18 protein-coding genes are annotated in these 20483 nt (G+C 72.1%); 4 read left to right on the top strand and 14 right to left on the bottom strand.

The genetic code is table 11. The features are described from left to right. Positions 1-28: 28 nt before the first annotated feature. The 7 genes from truB to rimP form a co-directional block, all read right to left on the bottom strand. A complete protein-coding gene (gene truB / locus EV567_RS27605) occupies positions 29-934 on the bottom strand; it encodes a tRNA pseudouridine(55) synthase TruB (RefSeq protein ID WP_130444854.1) in 906 nt (301 codons plus the stop codon). Continuing rightward, positions 931-1380, bottom strand: coding sequence for a 30S ribosome-binding factor RbfA (gene rbfA / locus EV567_RS27600; RefSeq protein ID WP_130444852.1), 450 nt, complete (start codon positions 1378-1380; stop codon positions 931-933). Before rbfA ends, truB begins: the two co-directional genes overlap by 4 nt. A gap of 53 nt (positions 1381-1433) precedes the next feature. Beyond that, positions 1434-1727, bottom strand: a complete 294-nt coding sequence (locus EV567_RS27595) for a DUF503 domain-containing protein (RefSeq protein ID WP_130444850.1) — start codon at positions 1725-1727, stop codon at positions 1434-1436. Between the two features lie 207 nt (positions 1728-1934). Beyond that, positions 1935-5024 (bottom strand): translation initiation factor IF-2, encoded by a 3090-nt coding sequence (gene infB, locus EV567_RS27590; protein ID WP_130444848.1) that lies wholly within the window; start codon positions 5022-5024, stop codon positions 1935-1937. Between the two features lie 148 nt (positions 5025-5172). Then, on the bottom strand, positions 5173-5469 hold the full coding sequence (locus EV567_RS27585) for a YlxR family protein (protein WP_130444846.1): 297 nt from the start codon (positions 5467-5469) through the stop codon (positions 5173-5175). Positions 5470-5571: 102 nt separating this feature from the next. Beyond that, positions 5572-6558 (bottom strand): transcription termination factor NusA, encoded by a 987-nt coding sequence (gene nusA, locus EV567_RS27580; RefSeq protein ID WP_130444844.1) that lies wholly within the window; start codon positions 6556-6558, stop codon positions 5572-5574. A gap of 2 nt (positions 6559-6560) precedes the next feature. Beyond that, a complete protein-coding gene (gene rimP / locus EV567_RS27575; protein WP_130444842.1) occupies positions 6561-7088 on the bottom strand; it encodes a ribosome maturation factor RimP in 528 nt (175 codons plus the stop codon). 205 nt (positions 7089-7293) lie between these two features. On the opposite strand from rimP, the gene EV567_RS27570 reads away from it, so the two are divergent. From EV567_RS27570 to EV567_RS27560, 3 genes are all read left to right on the top strand, one after another. Continuing rightward, a complete protein-coding gene (locus EV567_RS27570; RefSeq protein WP_130444840.1) occupies positions 7294-7929 on the top strand; it encodes a hypothetical protein in 636 nt (211 codons plus the stop codon). Beyond that, positions 7926-8441 (top strand): ferritin-like domain-containing protein, encoded by a 516-nt coding sequence (locus tag EV567_RS27565; protein WP_165430502.1) that lies wholly within the window; start codon positions 7926-7928, stop codon positions 8439-8441. Before EV567_RS27570 ends, EV567_RS27565 begins: the two co-directional genes overlap by 4 nt. A 144-nt stretch (positions 8442-8585) precedes the next feature. Next, positions 8586-9482, top strand: coding sequence for an aminoglycoside phosphotransferase family protein (locus EV567_RS27560; protein WP_130444838.1), 897 nt, complete (start codon positions 8586-8588; stop codon positions 9480-9482). Positions 9483-9609: 127 nt separating this feature from the next. Here the strand turns inward: EV567_RS27560 and EV567_RS27555 are convergent, their stop codons facing one another. The 3 genes from EV567_RS27555 to EV567_RS27545 form a co-directional block, all read right to left on the bottom strand. Then, the gene (locus EV567_RS27555) at positions 9610-11313 is read right to left on the bottom strand and encodes a proline--tRNA ligase (RefSeq protein WP_130444836.1); all 1704 of its coding nucleotides are present in this window, start codon (positions 11311-11313) and stop codon (positions 9610-9612) included. Positions 11314-11387: 74 nt separating this feature from the next. Continuing rightward, positions 11388-11921, bottom strand: a complete 534-nt coding sequence (locus EV567_RS27550) for a GNAT family N-acetyltransferase (RefSeq protein WP_130444834.1) — start codon at positions 11919-11921, stop codon at positions 11388-11390. 139 nt (positions 11922-12060) lie between these two features. Then, the gene (locus EV567_RS27545; RefSeq protein WP_130444832.1) at positions 12061-12909 is read right to left on the bottom strand and encodes a GNAT family N-acetyltransferase; all 849 of its coding nucleotides are present in this window, start codon (positions 12907-12909) and stop codon (positions 12061-12063) included. A gap of 146 nt (positions 12910-13055) precedes the next feature. On the opposite strand from EV567_RS27545, the gene EV567_RS27540 reads away from it, so the two are divergent. Next, a complete protein-coding gene (locus EV567_RS27540; protein WP_130444830.1) occupies positions 13056-13793 on the top strand; it encodes a GNAT family N-acetyltransferase in 738 nt (245 codons plus the stop codon). Between the two features lie 351 nt (positions 13794-14144). Here the strand turns inward: EV567_RS27540 and ispG are convergent, their stop codons facing one another. The 4 genes from ispG to EV567_RS27520 all read right to left on the bottom strand — a co-directional run bounded on the left by ispG (position 14145) and on the right by EV567_RS27520 (position 20255). Beyond that, positions 14145-15302, bottom strand: a complete 1158-nt coding sequence (gene ispG, locus EV567_RS27535; RefSeq protein WP_130444828.1) for a flavodoxin-dependent (E)-4-hydroxy-3-methylbut-2-enyl-diphosphate synthase — start codon at positions 15300-15302, stop codon at positions 14145-14147. 211 nt (positions 15303-15513) lie between these two features. Further along, positions 15514-16806: an RIP metalloprotease gene (locus tag EV567_RS27530; RefSeq protein ID WP_207228868.1), complete on the bottom strand. Its 1293-nt coding sequence runs from the start codon at positions 16804-16806 to the stop codon at positions 15514-15516. A 46-nt stretch (positions 16807-16852) separates the two neighbouring features. Continuing rightward, a complete protein-coding gene (gene dxr, locus EV567_RS27525) occupies positions 16853-18214 on the bottom strand; it encodes a 1-deoxy-D-xylulose-5-phosphate reductoisomerase (RefSeq protein WP_407071628.1) in 1362 nt (453 codons plus the stop codon). A gap of 94 nt (positions 18215-18308) precedes the next feature. Then, a complete protein-coding gene (locus EV567_RS27520; RefSeq protein WP_130444824.1) occupies positions 18309-20255 on the bottom strand; it encodes an acyl-CoA dehydrogenase family protein in 1947 nt (648 codons plus the stop codon). Positions 20256-20483 lie beyond the last annotated feature (228 nt).

Raw genomic sequence — 20483 nt, 5'->3', positions numbered from 1 at the left:
TGTGCCGCCGCTCCACGGGCGGTCCGGGTCAGCCGAGGACGGCCAGGCTCTTGGCCTTGCCCTTCTGTTCCTCCACCAGCGCGAGGAAACGGCCCTCCGGGTCGAAGACGGCCACGGCGCCGGCACCGGCGTACTCCTCGGGCATCTCCAGTCGGACGCCGTTCATGAGCAGGCGGGCCCTTCGGGCGTCGACGTCCCAGCGGGGGAACGCGGCCGCGGCGGCCTGGGCGATCGGCATCACGCTCAGCTCCTCCTGGAGCTGGTCGAGGGTGCGCGCGGAGTCCAGGCCGTAGGGGCCGACGCGGGTGCGGCGCAGCGCGGTGAGGTGGCCGCCGACCCCCAGGTCGGCGCCGAGGTCGCGGGCGAGGGCGCGGATGTAGGTGCCGGAGGAGCACACCACCGAGACGACCAGGTCCATGACGGGGGTGCCGTCCTCGGCGACGGCCTCCCGGACGTCGTAGACCGTGAACGACGAGACGGTCACCGGGCGGGCGGGGATCTCGAACTCCTCGCCCTCACGGGCCCGCTTGTAGGAGCGCACGCCGTTGATCTTGATGGCGCTGACCTTGGACGGGACCTGCATGATGTCGCCGGTCAGCTTGGCGACGCCGGCGTCGATCGCGTCCCGGGTGACCCGGGAGGCGTCGGTGGCGGAGGTGATCTCCCCCTCGGCGTCGTCCGTCACGGTGTTCTGGCCCAGCCGGACGGTCCCCAGGTACTCCTTCTCGGTGAGGGCGAGGTGCCCGAGGAGTTTGGTCGCCTTCTCCACGCCGAGGACGAGGACGCCCGTCGCCATCGGGTCGAGCGTGCCGGCGTGGCCGACGCGGCGGGTCCCCGCGATCCCCCGCATCTTGGCCACGACGTCGTGCGAGGTGAAGCCCGACGGCTTGTCGACGATGACGAGGCCGTCGGGCGCGTTGTGCTTGCGGTTCATTCGGCGGAGTCGTCCGTCTCGTCCTCATCGGGCTTGCGGTACGGGTCGGCGCCGGCGGCGTACGCGGCGCCCGCGGACGCCTCGCGCACCTTCTCGTCGGACTGGCGCGCCTTGTCGAGGAGGTCCTCGATGGTGCGCGCGTTGTCCGGGAGGGCGTCGGCGACGAAGGCGAGCGTCGGGGTGAACTTCACGCCGGCGGCACGGCCCACCTCGGAGCGCAGGATGCCCTTGGCGCTCTCCAGTCCGGCGGCCGCGGCCTTCCGCTCCTCGTCGTCCCCGTACACGGTGTAGAAGACGGTCGCCTCCCTGAGGTCACCCGTGACGCGGGTGTCCGTGATGGTGACGTGGGAACCGAGCCGCGGGTCCTTGATCCCGCGCTGCAGCTTCTGGGCCACCACCTCTCGGATGAGGTCCGCCAGCCTCTTGGCGCGCGCGTTGTCGGCCACTGGTCCGTCTCCCGTTCTTGTTCTTCTGCTTGCGTTGTGTGGTCCGTGTCCGGTCAGTCGTCTTCCCCGTGGAAGCGGCGTCTGACCGACAGCAGCTCGACTTCGGGGCGGCCGGCGACCAGCCGTTCGCAACGGTCCAGTACGTCGGTCAGGTGCTCCGCGTCACCGGACACCACGGCCAGGCCGACGACGGCCCGGCGGTGCAGGTCCTGGTGGTCCACCTCGGCCGCGCTCACCGCGTACTTGCGCTGGAGCTCGGCGACGATCGGGCGGACGACGGAGCGCTTCTCCTTCAGCGACCGGACGTCGCCGAGGAGCAGGTCGAAGGACAGAGTCCCCACGTACATGTGTACAGCCGGTTCACCCGCCGGCGCGGGATAGATGGCCCTGCCCTCCATGGAGCAGGGGCATCAAGAACGGTACCGCGTACCCGCCGGAGGCTCGACAGAGTTTCCGGCGGGCACGCCCGCAGGCGTGGGCCGCGGCACTGCCCGTAACGGGCCGCTGGCCGACGGGACCGGAGTCCCGTCGGCCAGCAGCTTGCGCCGTGGGCGTCACACCCGCGGCTTCTCCCGCATCTCGTACGTCGCGATGACGTCGTCGACCTTGATGTCGTTGAAGTTGCCGAGGTTGATACCGCCCTCGAACCCTTCGCGGATCTCGGTGACGTCGTCCTTGAAGCGACGCAGTCCCTCGATGTTGAGGTTCTCCGCGACGACCTTGCCGTCACGGATGAGGCGCGCCTTGGTGTTGCGCTTGACCTCGCCCGAGCGGATGAGGACACCGGCGATGTTGCCCAGCTTGGACGACTTGAAGACCTCGCGGATCTCCGCCGTACCGAGCTCGTGCTCCTCGTACTCCGGCTTCAGCATGCCCTTCAGGGCCGCCTCGATCTCCTCGATCGCCTGGTAGATGACCGAGTAGTAGCGGACGTCCACGCCCTCGCGCTCGGCCATCTGCTGCGCACGGCCGGCCGCGCGCACGTTGAAGCCGATCACGATGGCGTCCGAGCCCATCGCCAGGTCGATGTCGGACTCCGTGACCGCACCGACGCCGCGGTGCAGGACGCGGATGTCGACCTCTTCGCCGACGTCCAGCTGGAGCAGCGAGGACTCGAGCGCCTCGACGGATCCGGAAGCGTCACCCTTGATGATCAGGTTCAGCTGCTGGACCTCGCCGGCCTTCAGCGCGGCGTCCAGGTTCTCCAGGGAGAACCTGCGCGTGCGCTTGGCGAAGGCCGCGTTGCGCTCGCGGGCCGCGCGCTTCTCGGCGATCTGGCGGGCGGTGCGGTCCTCGTCGACGACGAGGAAGTTGTCGCCCGCGCCCGGGACGTTGGTCAGGCCGAGGACCTGGACCGGCGTCGACGGGCCTGCCTCGGCCACGTTGTTGCCGTTGTCGTCGAGCATGGCGCGCACTCGGCCGTAGGCGTCGCCCACGACCATCGTGTCGCCGACCCGCAGGGTGCCTCGCTGGACGAGGACCGTCGCCACGGCGCCGCGGCCGCGGTCGAGACGGGACTCGATGGAGATGCCCTGCGCGTCCTGGTTCGGGTTGGCCCGCAGGTCGAGCGAGGCGTCCGCGGTGAGGACCACGGCCTCCAGCAGCGAGTCGATGTGCAGACCCTGCTTGGCGGAGATGTCGACGAACATGGTGTCGCCGCCGTACTCCTCGGCCACCAGGCCGTACTCGGTCAGCTGACCGCGCACCTTGGTCGGGTCCGCGCCCTCGACGTCGATCTTGTTGACCGCGACGACGATCGGGACGTCGGCCGCCTTGGCGTGGTTGAGCGCCTCGACCGTCTGCGGCATGACGCCGTCGTTGGCCGCGACGACCAGGATCGCGATGTCCGTCGACCGGGCACCACGGGCACGCATGGCGGTGAACGCCTCGTGACCCGGGGTGTCGATGAAGGTGATCGCGCGGTCCTCGTCGTTGACCTGGGTCGAGACCTGGTAGGCACCGATGTGCTGGGTGATGCCGCCGGCCTCGCCCGCGATGACGTTCGTCTTGCGGATGGCGTCGAGCAGCCGGGTCTTGCCGTGGTCGACGTGACCCATGACGGTGACGACCGGCGGGCGGACCATCAGGTCCTCCTCGTCGCCCTCGTCCTCGCCGAACTCGATGTCGAAGGACTCGAGCAGCTCGCGGTCCTCCTCCTCGGGGCTGACGATCTGAACCTCGTAGTTCATCTCGCCCGCGAGGAGCTGCAGCGTCTCGTCGGAGACGGACTGCGTGGCCGTGACCATCTCGCCGAGGTTCATCATCACCGCGACGAGCGACGCGGGGTTGGCGTTGATCTTCTCGGCGAAGTCGGTGAGCGACGCACCGCGCGACAGGCGAATGGTCTCGCCGTTGCCGCGAGGCAGCATCACGCCGCCGACCGACGGGGCCTGCATGGCCTCGTACTCCTGGCGCCTCTGCCGCTTCGACTTGCGACCGCGACGCGCGGGACCGCCGGGACGGCCGAAGGCGCCCTGCGTGCCACCACGGCCACCGGGACCGCCGGGACGACCGCCGAAGCCGGGACGGCCACCGCCGCCACCGCCCGGACCGCCGGGACGGCCGGCGAAGCCGCCGCCACCGCCGCCGGGACCACCGGGACGACCGGCGAAGCCGCCGCCACCGCCGCCGGGACGACCGGCGAAGCCGCCGCCGCCACCGGGACGACCGCCGCCGCCGGGACGACCGCCGCCGCCGGGACCACGGCCGCCGGGGCCTCCACCGCCGGGACGGGGGCCGGCAGCGGGACGCTGCGGCATCATGCCCGGGTTGGGACGCGGGCCGCCGGGACGCGGACCGCCCGCGCCGCCCTGCGGACGCGGCATGCCGCCCGGGGACGGACGGGCACCGCCGGGAGCCTGCGGACGCGGACCGCCGCCCTGGGCGCCGGGCGCCTGCGGACGGGGGCCTGCGCCGGGAGCGCCGCCGGGACGCGGACCGCCGGGGCCGCCCTGCGGACGGGGCGACTGCGGACGGGCCATGCCGGCGTTGCCGCCGGAGGTGAAGGGGTTGTTGCCCGGACGGGGACCGGCCGGACGGGCGCCCGGACGCGGCGAGCCGCCACCGGGACGCTGACCCTGCGCGGCCGGGCGCTGGCCCTGACCGCCCTGCTGACCCTGACCGGGCGCGGGACGGCCGCCGGGCTTGGGCGCGCCGGGGCGCGGACCCTGGGCGGCCGGCTTCGGGGCGGCCGGGGCCGCCGGCGGAGCGGTGAACTCCGGGGCGGCCGGGGCCGGACGCGGCGCGGGCCGCGGGCCCGGACGGGGGCCGGGGGCCGCCGGCGCGGGGCCCGACGGGGCGGCCGGAGCCGACGAGGCGGCCGGAGCCGACGGGGCGGCCGGAGCCGCGGGCGGCTGAGCCGTCGGGGGCTTGGGGGCGGCCGGCCGAGGTGCGGCCGGGCCCGGACGGGCCGACTGCGCCGGGGAGGGCGCCGCGGGCCTGGGGGCGGCCTTGCGCGGGGCGGGCTTGGCGGACTTGCCGCTGCCGCCGCCCTGGAAGGCGTCAGTCAGTTTGCGTACCACGGGCGCTTCGATGGTCGAAGACGCCGAACGGACGAATTCACCGAGTTCTTGGAGCTTGGCCATGACGACCTTGCTCTCCACGCCGAACTCCTTGGCGAGTTCGTATACCCGGACCTTAGCCACTTCGCTCCTTTTAGGTCCGGGTTGCGGCCGGACCGTCGCTACTTCATGGGCGTACTCATCGCGTGCTCATCGAGTGCTCATCGCAATCTCGACCTACTTCCAACTCGCGGGGTACCTGGGCCGCGCGGGGGTTCCACGCAACGCTTCCTTACGGTGTTGCCTGATCGGCAACTGTCGTCTGCTCGACGTACCGGCGCAACGCCTTTGTGTCGAGCGCTCCCGGGGCACGCAACGCCCTCGTGAACGCCCGGCGGCGTACCGCCTGGTCGAGACAGACCGAGGCGGGATGCACGTACGCACCCCGGCCGGGCAGCGTACCGCGAGGATCGGGGACGCAGGCGTCCTCGACCGCCACGATGCGCAGCAGCTCCGTCTTGGCCGTGCGCTCCCGACACCCCACACAGGTGCGTTCAGGGCAGGATCGGTCGTGCGTCCGGCCAGACACAGTTAAGTCTACCTCCCCGCGGCGTCCTCACCCCTTTGGGGCAGGATTCGAACAGTTGCCGCGCGTATAACTGACGTGATCTGAGCGTGCCGAGGCCTGGATCTATTCCCCGGCCTGCTCGGTGTCGGGCCGGATGTCGATCCGCCAGCCGGTCAGCCGGGCGGCGAGCCGGGCGTTCTGCCCTTCCTTGCCGATGGCCAGCGACAGCTGGTAGTCCGGCACCGTCACGCGCGCGGAGCGGGCCGCCATGTCGACGACCTCCACCTTGGACACCCGGGCGGGTGACAGCGCGTTCGCCACCATCTCGGCCGGGTCGTCCGACCAGTCGACGATGTCGATCTTCTCACCGTTCAGCTCGCCCATGACATTGCGCACACGACCGCCCATGGGGCCGATGCAGGCTCCCTTGGCGTTCAGACCCGAACGGGTGGAACGGACCGCGATCTTCGTACGGTGACCGGCCTCACGTGCGATGGCGGCGATCTCGACGGACCCGTCGGCGATCTCCGGCACCTCCAGCGCGAACAGCTTCTTCACCAGGTTGGGGTGCGTCCGCGAGAGCGTCACGGACGGGCCGCGCACGCCCTTGGCCACCCGGACGACGTACGACCTCAGGCGCATGCCGTGCTGGTAGGTCTCGCCGGGGACCTGCTCCTGCACCGGCAGGATGGCCTCCAGCTTGCCGATGTCCACGAGCACGTTCTTCGGGTCGCGGCCCTGCTGGACCACACCGGTGACGATGTCGCCCTCGCGGCCGGCGTACTCGCCGAGCGTCGCGTCGTCCTCGGCGTCGCGCAGGCGCTGCAGGATCACCTGCTTGGCCGTGGTGGCGGCGATACGGCCGAAACCGGACGGCGTGTCGTCGAACTCGCGGGGCTCCTGCCCCTCCTCGAGGTCGTCGGGGTCCTCCTTCGCCCACACGGTCACGTGACCGGTCTGCCGGTCGAGCTCCACGCGCGCGTGACGGCGGCTTCCCTCGGTGCGGTGGTAGGCGATGAGGAGGGCCGACTCGATCGCTTCGACCAGCAGGTCGAAGGAGATCTCCTTCTCCCTGACCAAGCCCCGCAGGGCGCTCATGTCGATGTCCACGGCTACGCCTCCTCCTCTTCCTTCATGTCCTTCGCGTCCTGCGCGTCTTGCTTGTCCTTGCGGTTGAACTCGACCTGCACGCGCGCCTTGTCGATGTCCGTGAACGCGATCCGGCGGGCGGTGGGCTTGCGGCCCTTGACTCCGGGAACCTCGACGTCGACGCCTTCGTCGTCCACGGTGAGGACACGGGCGACGAGTTCGCCCTCCTCGCGCAGCTGGAACTTCACCAGGCGGTCCGTGGCACGCACGTAGTGGCGGTGCTCGGTGAGGGAGCGCTCCGCGCCGGGGGTGCCGACCTCGAGGGTGTACTCGCCCTCGCCCATCGCGTCGGTCTCGTCGAGCTTCGCCGAGAGCGCGCGGCTCACATCGGCGATCCGGTCCAGGTCCGCTCCCGTGTCGGAGTCGACGACGACGCGCAGCACCCGCTTGCGTCCGACGGAGTCAACGGCGATCTCTTCGAGGTCCAGGCCCTGGGAGGCGACGAGGGGTTCCAGCAGTTCTCGCAGCCTCTCGCTCTGGGTGGTGCTCATCCGGGTGACTCCTCGGCCGCGTGTGCTGTTGTGGGATGGGTCGCGTGTCTGATCAAAGGGTATCGGGTCGCGGGGGGTGTTGCCGTCCACCGGGCGGTGCCGGTGAGCGGCGGGGGGCGGGGGCGCGGGTACGGTGATCACGGGTGTGCCGCGCGTGAGCGGGCCCTGATCGGTGTTCCCTTCGAGTTCCCCGAGGACGTCTGCCGTGCCGTTCCCTCCGCCGCAGCGCACCCTGTCCGGGCCGCGCAGAAGAGCCCTGCTGGCCACCGCCGCCGGGACCGCCCTGCTGATGAGCTGCTCGGAGCCCGGGGACTCCGGTGAGGAGGGCCCGGGCGGCAGCCCTTCGGCGGCGGAGCGGGCACGCGCGCGTGCGGCCCGGGACAGCGAGGCGCTGGCGGCGCGGTACGACGCCGTCCTCGCCGTGCATCCGAGGCTGGCGGAGCGGCTGACGCCGCTTCGGGCGGAGGTGGTGCGGCACACGGAGGCGTTCGGGGGCGGCGCGACGGGGGCTTCGGGACCCAAGCCTTCGAGGGCGGTGTCTTCCGGGGCTGCTTCGGCTGCCCCTTCGGGGAGGGTGTCTTCCGGGGCTGCTTCGGCGTCCCCTTCGGGGGCATCCGCTTCCGGGGCGGCCGCCGCCGGCCGTTCCGCACCGCCCGCCTCCGCGGCCGTTCCGGCGAACGAGAAGGACGCCCTCGCCGCGCTGGCCGCCGCCGAACGGGCGCTGGCCGACAGCCGGGTCGCGGCCCTGGCGGGCCTGCCGGGCGAACTGGCCCGGCTGGTGGCCTCGGTGGCGGCGGCCGGGGCGGCGCACGCGTATCTGCTGACGGAGGGGACCCGATGAGCGGCACACAGGGCACGGAGGACACCGCCCGGGCAGCCGAGATGACGGCCCTGCAGGCCGCGCTGGCCGCCGAGCACGCGGCGGTGTACGGGTACGGGGTCGTCGGCGGGCGGATCGGCGAGCAGCGGCGCGCGGAGGCCCGTGCGGCGTACGACGCGCACCGGGCGCGCCGGGACGCGCTGATGCGTCAGGTCCGCGACCTGGGCGGTGTGCCGGTGGCGGCGAGCGCGGCGTACGCGCTGCCGTTCGCGGTGCCGGACTCCGCGGCGGCGGTGCGGCTCGCCGTGGAACTGGAGGAGCGTGTCGCCGGGGTCTACTCGGACCTGGTGCGGGCGGCCGGTGGGGCTCGGCGCCGTGAGGCGGCCGGGGTGCTGCGGGAGGCGGCGGTCCGGGCGGTGCGCTGGCGCGGCGGGAGCGTAGCCTTCCCTGGTCTGGCGGAGCGGGCCGGCCCGGCCCCGGATCCGGCCGCCACGGGTGCCGGAGCCTCGGCCACGCCGGCGCCCACTCGATGACGGCGGACGCCGACCGTGCGGCGGGAGCCGCGCAGAAGCGGACCGGCGGCCGGGCGCCGCTGAGCATCGAGTACCACTGAGCAACGCACGAAGCACGAAGCACCACCGGATCCAGCAGCACGACCACGAAGGGACGGCTCGCGCATGGCTTTCGAACCGCCGCCGCGTCTGGTCAGGGCGCTCGCTGAGACGGCGCCGGACGGCGACGAGTGGCTGGCGGGGCTGCCCGAAGCGGCCCGACAGGCCGCCGCTCTACGCGAGTTGACCGTGGAGCGGGTGCAGGTGCCGGGCGGGCGCAGCAGCCTCGTGGTGCTGGTGCGGTATGCGGACGGCACGCCGGCGGTGCTGAAGCTGGCCCCGCCGCGGTTCAGGCCGGAGGCCGAGCGGGCCGCGCTCGCGCACTGGGGCGGGCTGGGTGCCGTACAGCTGAAGGAGGGGCCGGCCGGCGAAGGGGTGCTGGTGCTGGAGCGGCTGCATCCCGATGTGTCGGTGCGGTCGCTGCCGGAGGCGAAGGCGCTGCTGGAGGCGGCGGGGACGCTCAGACGGCTGTGGGTGGAGCCGCCGGCCGGGGAGCCGTTCGAGACCGTCGCCGAGCGGACCGGGCGGCAGGCGGAGGCGATGCGCGGCACCGCGGCCGGCCCCGAGGCGGGTGCGCTGGTGGACGCGGCGCTCACGGCACGTGCGGAGTTGCTGGCCGCGCCGCCCGAACACCGGCTGCTGCACGGGACGTTCCGGCAGAGCAAGGTGCTGGCGGGTGAGCGGATGCCGTGGCTGGCCGTGGGCCCCGATCCGGTGGTTGGCGAGTGCGCCTTCGACCTGGCCCGGCTGGTGCGGGACCGGGTGGAGGATCTGATCGCCTCGTCCTCCGGGGCGTCGATCACGCGCCGGCGGGTGCGCAAGCTCGCGGACTCGCTGGACCTGGACCAGGAGCGGGTGCGGGGCTGGACCCTTTTCCGGGCGGTCGAGTCCGGCGTGCGAGCCCTCAGGGTGGGACGGCCCAGGGACGCCGAACTGCTGCTGGAGTTCGCCGGCTGGCTCTAGGGCTGTCCGGCGGATCAAGTCGCAGGGAAGCAGCTCTCGGCCGTGTTCCGAGCGCATGCGGGAGCCGCCCCCCTCCGCTGCCGACGTGCTGTGCGGCGCGGGGGGAGACGGCTTCGGCGGTGGGTGCTCAGGCGGTGAGGCGGGCGATCGCCTCGTCGACCGTGAGCTCCTCGCGCTCGCCGGTACGGCGGTCCTTCAGCTCCAGGACGCCCTCGGCGGAGCGACGGCCCGCGACGAGGATCTTCGGTACGCCGATCAGCTCGGAGTCGGTGAACTTCACGCCCGGGGAGACACCGGCCCGGTCGTCGACCAGGACGCGCAGGCCCGCCGCCCGCAGCTTCTCCGAGACGTCGAGGGCCAGTTCGGTCTGGAGCGCCTTGCCCGCGGCGACGACGTGCACGTCGGCCGGGGCGACCTCGGCGGGCCAGCACAGACCCTTGTCGTCGGCGGTCTGTTCGGCGAGGGCGGCGACCGCGCGGGAGACGCCGATGCCGTAGGAGCCCATCGTGACGCGGACCGGCTTGCCGTTCTGGCCGAGGACGTCGAGCTTGAGCGCGTCGGCGTACTTGCGGCCCAGCTGGAAGATGTGGCCGATCTCGATGGCGCGGTCCAGCTTCAGGCCGGTGCCGCACTTGGGGCAGGGGTCGCCCTCCTGGACGACGACGACGTCGACGTAGGCGTCGACCTCGAAGTCACGGCCCGCGACGACGTTCTTCGCGTGCGTGTGCTCCTTGTTGGCGCCGGTGATCCAGGCGGTGCCGGGGGCCACGCGCGGGTCGGCGATGTAGGTGACCTTCTCGCCCAGGCCCTGCGGGCCGACGTAGCCGCGGACCAGGTCGGGGCGGCCCACGAAGTCCTCGGCGGTGACCAACTCGACGGTGGCCGGGGCGAAGTGGGCCTCGACCTTGTCCATGTCGACCTCGCGGTCACCGGGCACGCCGACGGCGACGATCTCGCCGTTCACCTTGACGAGGAGGTTCTTCAGGGTGGCGGAGGCCGGGACGCCGAGCGAGGCGGCGAGGGTCTCGATGGTCGGGGTGTCCGGGGTGGGGATCTCCTCGGCGGCGGGCACGCCGGCCGCGTCCACCGGGCTCAACTCGTACGTGATGGCTTCGGTGTTGGCGGCGAAGTCGCAGTTGGGGCAGTCGGCGAAGGTGTCCTCGCCGGCGCCGGCCGGGGCGAGGAACTCCTCCGACTTCGAGCCGCCCATCGCGCCCGCGGTCGCCGCGCAGATGCGGTAGTCGAGGCCGAGGCGCTCGAACACCTTCTGGTAGGCCTGGCGGTGCAGGGCGTAGGACTTGGCGAGGCCCTCGTCCTCCAGGTCGAAGGAGTAGGAGTCCTTCATCAGGAACTCGCGGCCGCGCAGGATGCCGGCGCGGGGGCGGGCCTCGTCACGGAACTTGGTCTGGATCTGGTAGAGGATGACCGGCAGGTCCTTGTAGGAGGTCGCCTGGTCCTTCACGATCAGCGTGAAGATCTCCTCGTGGGTCGGGCCGAGGAGGTAGTCGCCGCCCTTGCGGTCGTTGAGGCGGAACAGCTCGGGGCCGTACTCGTCCCAGCGGCCGGTCGTCTCGTAGGGCTCCTTCGGCAGCAGCGCCGGGAGCAGCACCTCCTGGGCGCCGATCGCGTCCATCTCCTCACGGACGATGCGCTCCACGTTGGCGAGGACCTTCTTGCCCAGGGGCAGCCAGCTCCAGATGCCGGCGGCGGTGCGGCGGACGTAACCGGCGCGGACGAGGAGCTTGTGGCTGAGGACCTCGGCGTCCGCCGGGTCGTCGCGCAAGGTCTTCGCCATCAACTGGGACATGCGCTGGACCGGTGCGTTCGCCATGGTTCTCGTACTCCTGCCGGGGTGACGGTGATGGCTAGGAGGTTAGCCGGGAGCCGGGGGTGGCCGGAAATCCGTTATCGGCGCAGCAGGGGGAGCGGGGCGCCCATCACGGCGTACGGGCGGGGGGCGCTGGGGAAGAGGACGCGGCGGGCGAGGTCCTGGTAGCCGAGGGAGCGATAGAGGGCCCTGGCGGGGCTCTCGGTGTCGATCGCGGAGAGGATCGAGCGGGGTTGGGTCGCCTCGTCGGTGATGGCGGTGATCAGGGCGCGGCCCGCGCCGCGGTTCTGGTAGGCGGGGTGGACGTGCAGCTCGGTGATGACGAAGGAGTCGTCGAGCCAGGCGTCGTTGCCCAGGGCGCGCAGGTAGGGCTCGACGACGGTGGACCACCAGTGGGCGCGGTCGTTGGGCATGCCGTAGACGAAGCCGGCCAGGCGGCCGTCGGCGGTGGTGGCGCCGAGGGCGCGGGCGCCGGGGTACGTCATGTGGCGCAGCACGATCTGCCGGCGGACGGCCACCTCGTCGGGGCCGAGTCCGAAGGCGACGGCTTGGACTTTCAGGGCCTCGTCCACGTGTGCGGAGAGATCCAGGGGGCCGATGACGAGGTCCATGCGGGGAGACTACAGGGGGCTTTGAGGCGTGCGGGCCGGTGGATCCGCTCCCGGCCGGCGGTGCGGGAACGTCTTCTCAGAACCGGGGCGTGCTTTCGGAACAGGAGGCTCGTGCTTTCAGAACAGGACGCTGGTGCTTTCAGAACAGGACGCTCATGAAGGCGCCCACCTCTCGGAAGCCGACCCTCTTGTACGTGCGCCGCGCCGCCGTGTTGAAGTCGTTGACGTAGAGGCTGACGACCGGGGCCACGTCGGCGAGGGCGTAGCGCAGGACCGCGGCCATGCCGGGCGCGGCCAGGCCCCTCCCCCGGTACTCGGGGGCCACCCACACGCCCTGGATCTGGCAGGCGTCGGGGGTCGCCGCGCCGATCTCCGCCTTGAAGGCGACCCGGCCGTGCTCGTCGAGGCGGGCGAAGGAGCGGCCGGCGCCGACGAGTTCGGCGACCCGGGCCTGGTAGAGGAGGCCGCCGTCGCCGGCCATCGGGGAGACGCCGACCTCCTCGGTGAACATCGCCACGCAGGCCGGCATGATCGTCTCCATCTCGTCCTTGCGGATGCGGCGGACGTAGGGATCCGGGGCGATGTCGGCGGGCATGCGGTCGGTGACCATGAGGGGCTGGTGGGCGCGGATCTCGCGGGCCGGGCCCCAGCTCGGCTCCAGCAGCCGCCACAGCTGGGCGGTGGCGTCGGCGGGACCGACGATGGAGGAGCAGCGGCGGCCGGCCCTTCTCGCCCGGTCGGCGAAAGCGCGTACCGCGCGCGGGGTGGCGCAGATCGGGACGAGGTTGGCGCCCGCGTAACACAGGGACGTCAGCATGCCGTCCTCGTACCAGCCCCACATCTCGCCCCCCAGCCGCCACGGGTCGAGGCCGGCGACCTGGACACGGGAGGTCACGAAGGCGTTGGTGACCGGCTCGCGGTCGAGGACCGCCAGAGCGGCGTCCAGGTCGCTCGGTTCGAGGACCCGGGAGGTGGTCTGCGTCAACAAGTGCGGGCCTCACACTGGGGTCTGCCTGATCCCCGCACTGTACCTGCCGAGAATGTGCCGCGCCGCCCCGTCCCGAAGCCACTGCGGGCCCGGCCGGTCTCCGTGACGGGCCCGGGCGTGATCGTCGCCTGTGCCAGGATCGCTCCATGATCTTGACGACCGAGCGGGCGGACGCCCGTGAGTGGCCGCGGGAGCCGCTCGCGGAGCTGTTCAGTGAGGGCTTTCCCGCGTTCATCACCGCCGACCGGCTGGTGAAGGAGTACATAGGCCGGGTCCGGGAGTGGTTCGCGGACCTGGATCTGATGCTGGTGGACGAGGACGGGGCGCCCGTCGCGGCGGGGTGGGGCGTGCCGGTCGGCTGGGACGGGCAGGTCGGCACGCTGCCCACGGGGTACACCGACGCGCTGGTTCGGGCCGTCGAGGGGCGGGAGCGAGGCGTGGAGCCGGACACGCTGGTGATCTGCGGGGCGGTCGTCACGCCGGCGTTGCAGGGGCGGGGGCTGGCGGGCCGGATGCTGTCGGCGCTGCGGGAGACCGGGCGGGCCGCGGGGCTCGAGCGGGTGGTCGCGCCGGTGCGGCCCACGACGAAGGCGCGCTACCCCGTGACCCCGATCGACGCCTTCATGCGATGGCGCCGCCCGGACGGGACCGCAATGGACCCGTGGATCCGCACGCACGAGCGGCTGGGAGCGCGGATCCTGGCGGCGGCGCCGGCCTCGCAGACGATGACCGGCACGGTCGCGGAGTGGGAGCGATGGACCGGGCTGGCCCTGCCGGAGTCCGGGGAGTACGTCATCCCGGACGGCCTGAGCGTCCTGCGGGTGGACGTGGAGGCGGACGCGGGCGTGTACGAGGAGCCCAACGTGTGGATGAGACACCACTGACCGGACGGGCGGGACGCGGCGGTGTCGACCCGGGGTTCCTCGACGCGGCCGCCCGAGGTTCCTCAACGCGGCCGGGCCGGCGGGGCCGGGGTTCCTCGACGCGGCGGCGTCGACCCCCGGGGTTTCCAGGCGCGGCCGCGCCGACTGCCGACCGGCGGCTTCCTGGACGCGGCAGTGCCGGCCCGCGGCTTCCTGGGCAGGGGCCTTGCCGACCCAGGGGTCTTGGACGCGGCGGTGTCGACCCCGAGGCTTCCAGGCGCGGACGCGCCAACCCGAGGTTTCCTCGGTGCGGCCGTGCCGACCCGGATTCAGCCCGGGTCGGTCCGCGGTTCAGCGCCGGGCGGCCTGCCTTCAGCCCGCGACGGACACCGACGGTTCGCCCGAGGCGATGCCGTCCGACTCCATCTGCTCGGCCAGCTTCATGGCCTCCTCGATGAGGGTCTCCACGATCTTGGACTCGGGGACGGTCTTGATGACCTCGCCCTTGACGAAGATCTGGCCCTTGCCGTTGCCGGAGGCGACGCCGAGGTCGGCCTCACGGGCCTCGCCGGGGCCGTTGACGACGCAGCCCATGACGGCGACGCGCAGCGGGACCTCCATGCCGGTCAGGCCGGCGGTGACCTCTTCGGCCAGCTTGTAGACGTCGACCTGGGCGCGACCGCAGGACGGGCAGGAGACGATCTCCAGGCCGCGCTGCTTGAGGTTCAGGGATTCCAGGATCTGGTTGCCGACCTTGACCTCCTCCACCGGGGGCGCGGAGAGGGAGACGCGGATGGTGTCGCCGATGCCCTGGGACAGCAGCGCTCCGAAGGCGACCGCGGACTTGATGGTGCCCTGGAAGGCGGGGCCGGCCTCGGTGACGCCGAGGTGGAGGGGATAGTCGCAGGCGGCGGCGAGCTGGCGGTAGGCCTCGATCATCACGACGGGGTCGTTGTGCTTGACCGAGATCTTGATGTCGCGGAAGTCGTGCTCCTCGAAGAGGGACGCCTCCCACAGCGCGGACTCGACGAGCGCCTCCGGCGTGGCCTTGCCGTACTTCTGGAGCAGCCGGCGGTCCAGCGAGCCCGCGTTGACGCCGATGCGGATCGGCGTGCCGTGGTCCTTCGCCGCCTTGGCGATCTCCTTGACCTTGTCGTCGAACTGCTTGATGTTGCCGGGGTTGACCCGAACGGCCGCACAGCCGGCCTCGATCGCGGCGAACACGTACTTCGGCTGGAAGTGGATGTCGGCGATCACCGGGATCTGCGACTTGCGGGCGATGGTCGCGAGGGCGTCGGCGTCGTCCTGGGTCGGGCAGGCGACGCGGACGATCTGGCAGCCGGACGCGGTCAGCTCGGCGATCTGCTGGAGCGTGGCCCCGATGTCGGACGTGCGGGTGGTGGTCATCGACTGCACGGACACGGGTGCGTCCCCGCCGACCGCCACGGAGCCGACCTGGATCTGCCGGCTCTTCCGGCGCTCGGCAACCCTGGTCGGAACGGACGGCATGCCGAGAGAAATCGCAGTCATCTGCTGTGCAACCCCAAGTCGTGGATCAAGGCCCAGGTCCCGTCAGCGGCGGGCTCCAGGCTTCGAGATTACGGCACGGGCGCGGAGCCGGGCACATCCCGCCGGTAAACCACCCGATGGGACCGGCGCGCACGCCCCGGCCCCGCCGGGACAGCGCGGGGACGGCGGACGGCCGGACACCGAGGCGCCCGGCCGTCGTGGACCGAGGCGGTCAGGAGATCTTGATCGGGTTCACCACGTCGGCGATGAGGACGAGGATGGTGAAGCAGATGAAGATCCCCGCGACCACGTAGGCCACCGGCATCAGCTTCGCCACGTCGAACGGGCCCGGGTCAGGGCGCCGGAGGACCTTGGCGACGGTGCGGCGCAGTGACTCCCACAGGGCGCCGGCGATGTGGCCGCCGTCCAGGGGGAGCAGCGGGAGCATGTTGAACAGGAACAGGGAGAGGTTGAAGCCGGCCAGGAGCATCACGAACATGGCGAGCTGCTGGGAGGCCGGGATGTCGAGGGTGGCGATCTCGCCGCCGACCCGGGCCGCGCCGACGACGCCCATCGGGGAGTCCGGTTCGCGGGGCCCGTCGCCGAAGGCGGCGTCCCACAGGGCGGGGATCTTGGAGGGCAGGGCGGCGAGGGAGTCGACGGCGTCGCCGACCCGGTCCGTCATCCAGACCACGGAGTCGCCGAAGTCCTGCTTGACGACGCCGGTGGCGGCGCTGAAGCCGAGGAAGCCGGCCTTGACGTACTCGCCCTGGACATAGGCGCCGGCCGCGTCCTTCTTCGCGACCTGGTTGGTCGCGATCGTCGCGCGCAGGGTCACTTCCTTGCCGTCGCGGTCGACGACGATGGGCACCTGCCGGCCCGCGCTGTCGCGGATGAGGTCGGACAGGGTGTCCCAGTCCTCGGTGCGCCTGCCGTCGAAGGAGACGATCTTGTCGCCCTTCTCCATGCCGGCGGCGGCCGCGGGGGAGGCGGGGTCGGACGGCTTGCAGGTGTCGCGGTTCTGGCTCTGCGCGATGACGCACGGGGAGACGGAGGCGACGGTGGTGGTCTGCTGCTGGATGCCGAAGCCCATCAGCACGATGAGGAACAGGACGAACGCGAGGACGAGGTTCATGAAGGGCCCGGCGAACATGACCACGACGCGTTTCCACGGCTTGCGCGTGTAGAACATGCGGGTCTCGTCGCCGGGCTGGAGCTCCTCGTACGCGGCGGAGCGGGCGTCCTCGATCATGCCGCGCCAGGGGGAGGTGGAGCGGGCGGTGATCCGGCCGTCCTCGCCGGGCGGGAACATGCCGATCATGCGGATGTAGCCGCCGAACGGGATCGCCTTGACGCCGTACTCGGTCTCGCCCTTGTTGCGCGACCAGACGGTGGGGCCGAAGCCGACCATGTACTGGGGCACGCGGATGCCGAAGAGCTTCGCCGTGGACAGGTGGCCCAGCTCGTGCCAGGCGATGGAGACGAGCAGGCCGACCGCGAAGACCACTATGCCGAGGATGAACATCAGGGTCGTCATGCGCGGGCCTCCGCCAGGATGAACGTAAAGGTCGTCATGCGCGGGCCTCCGCCGCCGTCTGTGCCGTCAGTTCCCGGGCCCGGGTCCGCGCCCAGGCCTCCGCTTCGAGGACGTCCGGCACGGTGAGTGAAGTTCCCGTGACCGGCGTGCCGTGCTCCTCGACCACGCGGGTCACGGTGTCCATGATGCCGTTGAAGGGCAGCGCGCCCCGGCGGAACGCCTCGACGCACTCCTCGTTGGCCGCGTTGAACACCGCCGGTGCCGTCCCGCCGAGTTCGCCCACGTGCCGGGCGAGGTTCACCGAGGGGAAGGCCTCGTTGTCGAGGGGGAGGAACTCCCAGGTCGACGCCTTGCTCCAGTCGAAGGCGGGCGCCGCGTCGGGCACGCGCTCGGGCCAGCCGATGCCGATGGCGATGGGCCCGCGCATGTCGGGGGGCGTCGCCTGGGCCAGTGTGGACCCGTCCGTGAACTCAACCATCGAGTGGACATACGACTGGGGATGCACGACCACCTCAATGCGGTCGAAGGGAATGTCGTAGAGGAGGTGCGCCTCGATCACCTCCAGGCCCTTGTTGACGAGGGTGGCGGAGTTGATCGTGATGACGGGACCCATGGCCCACGTGGGGTGGGCGAGGGCGTCCTCGACGGTGACGTGCGCCAGTTGTTCCCTGGTGCGGCCGCGGAAGGGGCCGCCGGAGGCGGTGACGACCAGTTTGCGGACGTCCGCGCGCGTGCCGGCGGCGAGGGCCTGGAAGAGGGCCGCGTGCTCGGAGTCCACGGGGATGATCTGGCCGGGTGCGGCGAGCGCCTTCACCAGCGGGCCGCCGACGATGAGCGACTCCTTGTTGGCGAGCGCGAGGGTGCGGCCCGCCCGGAGGGCGGCGAGGGTGGGCGCGAGTCCGATGGAGCCCGTGATGCCGTTGAGGACGGTGTGGCAGTGCCCGGCGTCGGAGGCGGCGAGCTGGGTGGCGGCGTCCGGTCCGGCGAGGATCTCGGGCAGCGGCTCCCCGGCGCCGTACTCGGCGGTGAGCGCCTCGCGCAGGGCCGGTACGACGTCCTCGCGGGCGACGGCGACGGTCCGCACCCGCAGCCGGTGGGCCTGTTCGGCGAGGAGGGCGACCCGGCCGCCGTTGGCGGACAGGCCGGTCACGCGGAAGCGGTCCGGGTTGCGCAGCACGAGGTCGACGGCCTGGGTGCCGATCGATCCGGTGGCGCCGAGGATCACCACGTCCTTGGGTCCGTCGCCGGTGACGGGGTCGTGGACGAGGTGCGGGTCGGCCAGGGCGCGGATCGCGGCACCGCTGAGGTCAGTGCCCGGTGCGGTGGGGGCGGCGTGGCGTCGCGGGGCGGCCGGGGTTTCCGGCCCGCGCCCTGAGAGGGCTGGACTGTCGCTCATCCCCCCATTGTCTCCGTAACGGAAGCGGGCGTGGACAGGGCGTCCCCTCGTGATCCTTCCGCTGAGGGGACGCCCTGGTGGGGGGTGTGCGGTGTCACCTGATCGGACGGTGCACGTTCTCCCGGCGGCTGGGTCCGGGGGTGGCCTCGGCGATCCAGGGGCCGTCGCCGGAGGGGTCGACGACGCCCTCCTCCAGCCATTCGTAGGTCCCGCCGAGGACGCCTTCGACGACCTTGCGGTCGACGTCGTCGGTGTTGGACCACAGGCGCGTGAACAGCTCCTCCACGCGGACGCGGGACTGGCGGCAGAAGGCGTCGGCGAGCTGGTAGGCCTCGCGGCCGTGCTCGCCCCGGCCGCGCAGCATTTCGGCCCGCACGCAGGCCGCGCTCATCGCGAACAGCTCCGCGCCGATGTCGACGACACGGCCGAGGAAGCCCTGCTTGGTCTCCATACGGCCCTGCCAGCGGGACATGGCGTAGAAGGTGGAGCGGGCCAGTTTGCGGCAGTGGCGTTCGACGTACCGCAGGTGCGGGGAGAGGTCGACCTCGTGCTTGAACTCGGCGTAGGAGCTGGGGAGCTGGCCGGGTCCGGTGACGAGCTTGGGCAGCCACCTGGCGTAGAAGGCGCCGGCGTTGGCGCCTGCTTTCGCCTTGTCCTGGAGGGATTTGTCGGGGTCGATGAGGTCGCCGGCGACGGAGAGGTGGGCGTCGACCGCCTCGCGGGCGATCAGCAGGTGCATGATCTCCGTGGAGCCCTCGAAGATGCGGTTGATACGCAGGTCGCGCAGCAACTGTTCGGCGGGGACGGCGCGTTCGCCGCGGGCCGCGAGGGACTCGGCGGTCTCGAAGCCGCGTCCGCCGCGGATCTGGACGAGTTCGTCGGCCATCAGGCAGGCCATCTCGGAGCCGTAGAGCTTGGCGAGGGCGGCTTCGATGCGGATGTCGTTGCGGTCCTCGTCGGCCATCTGGCTCGCCAGGTCGACGACGGCTTCGAGCGCGAAGGTGGTGGCCGCGATGAAGCTGATCTTGGAGCCGACCGCTTCGTGGTGGGCGACGGGCTTGCCCCACTGCTCGCGGACGCCCGACCATTCGCGGGCGATCTTCAGGCACCACTTGCCGGCGCCGACGCACATGGCGGGCAGGGAGAGCCGGCCGGTGTTGAGGGTGGTGAGGGCGATCTTGAGGCCGGCGCCCTCGGGGCCGATGCGGTTGGCGGCGGGGACGCGCACCCGGTGGAACCGGGTGACGCCGTTCTCCAGGCCGCGCAGGCCCATGAAGGCGTTGCGGTGCTCGACGGTGACGCCCTCGGAGTCCGCCTCGACGACGAAGGCGGTGATGCCGCCCTTGTGGCCCTCGGACTTGGGCACCCGGGCCATGACGACCAGCAGGTCGGCGACGACGCCGTTGGTGGTCCACAGTTTGACCCCGTCGAGGACGTAGTCGTCGCCGTCGGGGACGGCGGTGGTGGCCAGCCGGGCGGGGTCGGAGCCGACGTCGGGTTCGGTCAGCAGGAAGGCCGAGATGTCGGTGCGGGCGCAGCGGGGCAGATAGGTGTCCTTCTGCTCCTGGGTACCGAAGAGCTTCAGCGGCTGCGGTACGCCGATGGACTGGTGGGCGGACAGGAGGGCGCCGAGCGCGGGGCTCGCGGTGCCGACCACGGCGAGGGCCTTGTTGTAGTAGACCTGGGTGAGGCCGAGGCCGCCGTACTTGGGGTCGATCTTCATGCCGAGGGCGCCGAGCTCCTTGAGCTCGTTGATCGTCTCGTCGGGGATGCGCGCCTCGCGTTCGATGCGGGCGGAGTCGATCCGCGTCTCGCAGAAGTCGCGGAGCTTGGCGAGGAAGGCCTCGCCGCGGCGGGCGTCCTCGCCGGCGGGCAGGGGGTGGGGGTGGATCAGGTCGAGCCGGAAGCGGCCCAGGAACAGTTCCTTGGCGAAGCTCGGCTTGCGCCAGTCCTGCTCCCGGGCGGCCTCCGCCACCTGGCGTGCCTCACGTTCGGTGACGGTGGGGCGGGGTCGGGAGGAGGAGGTGGGTGGTGCGGACATGAGGCTCACCTCGCCGCGAATCGGGATCTTGGACCTATTCGGTTACTGACGGGTCCTACCCGATCGTATGTACCGGATCCTCGGTCGCCCCACCACCCCTGCGGCGGCGGTGGGGCCGGGGGGAAGCCGGTTCCGCCGCGGGCGCTGCCGGGCTCCGCCCGTGTCGGAGCAGGGGCGGCGCCCCGGCCGCGCCCTTGCGCCGAAGGAGTGGCACGGTGGGGCGACGGC

This window comes from Streptomyces sp. BK239 (genome assembly GCF_004217285.1).
In the GTDB taxonomy this organism is placed as follows: domain Bacteria; phylum Actinomycetota; class Actinomycetes; order Streptomycetales; family Streptomycetaceae; genus Streptomyces.
Note: the sequence above shows the minus strand (reverse complement) of the source record. Positions and strands in the feature narration are given on the sequence as shown.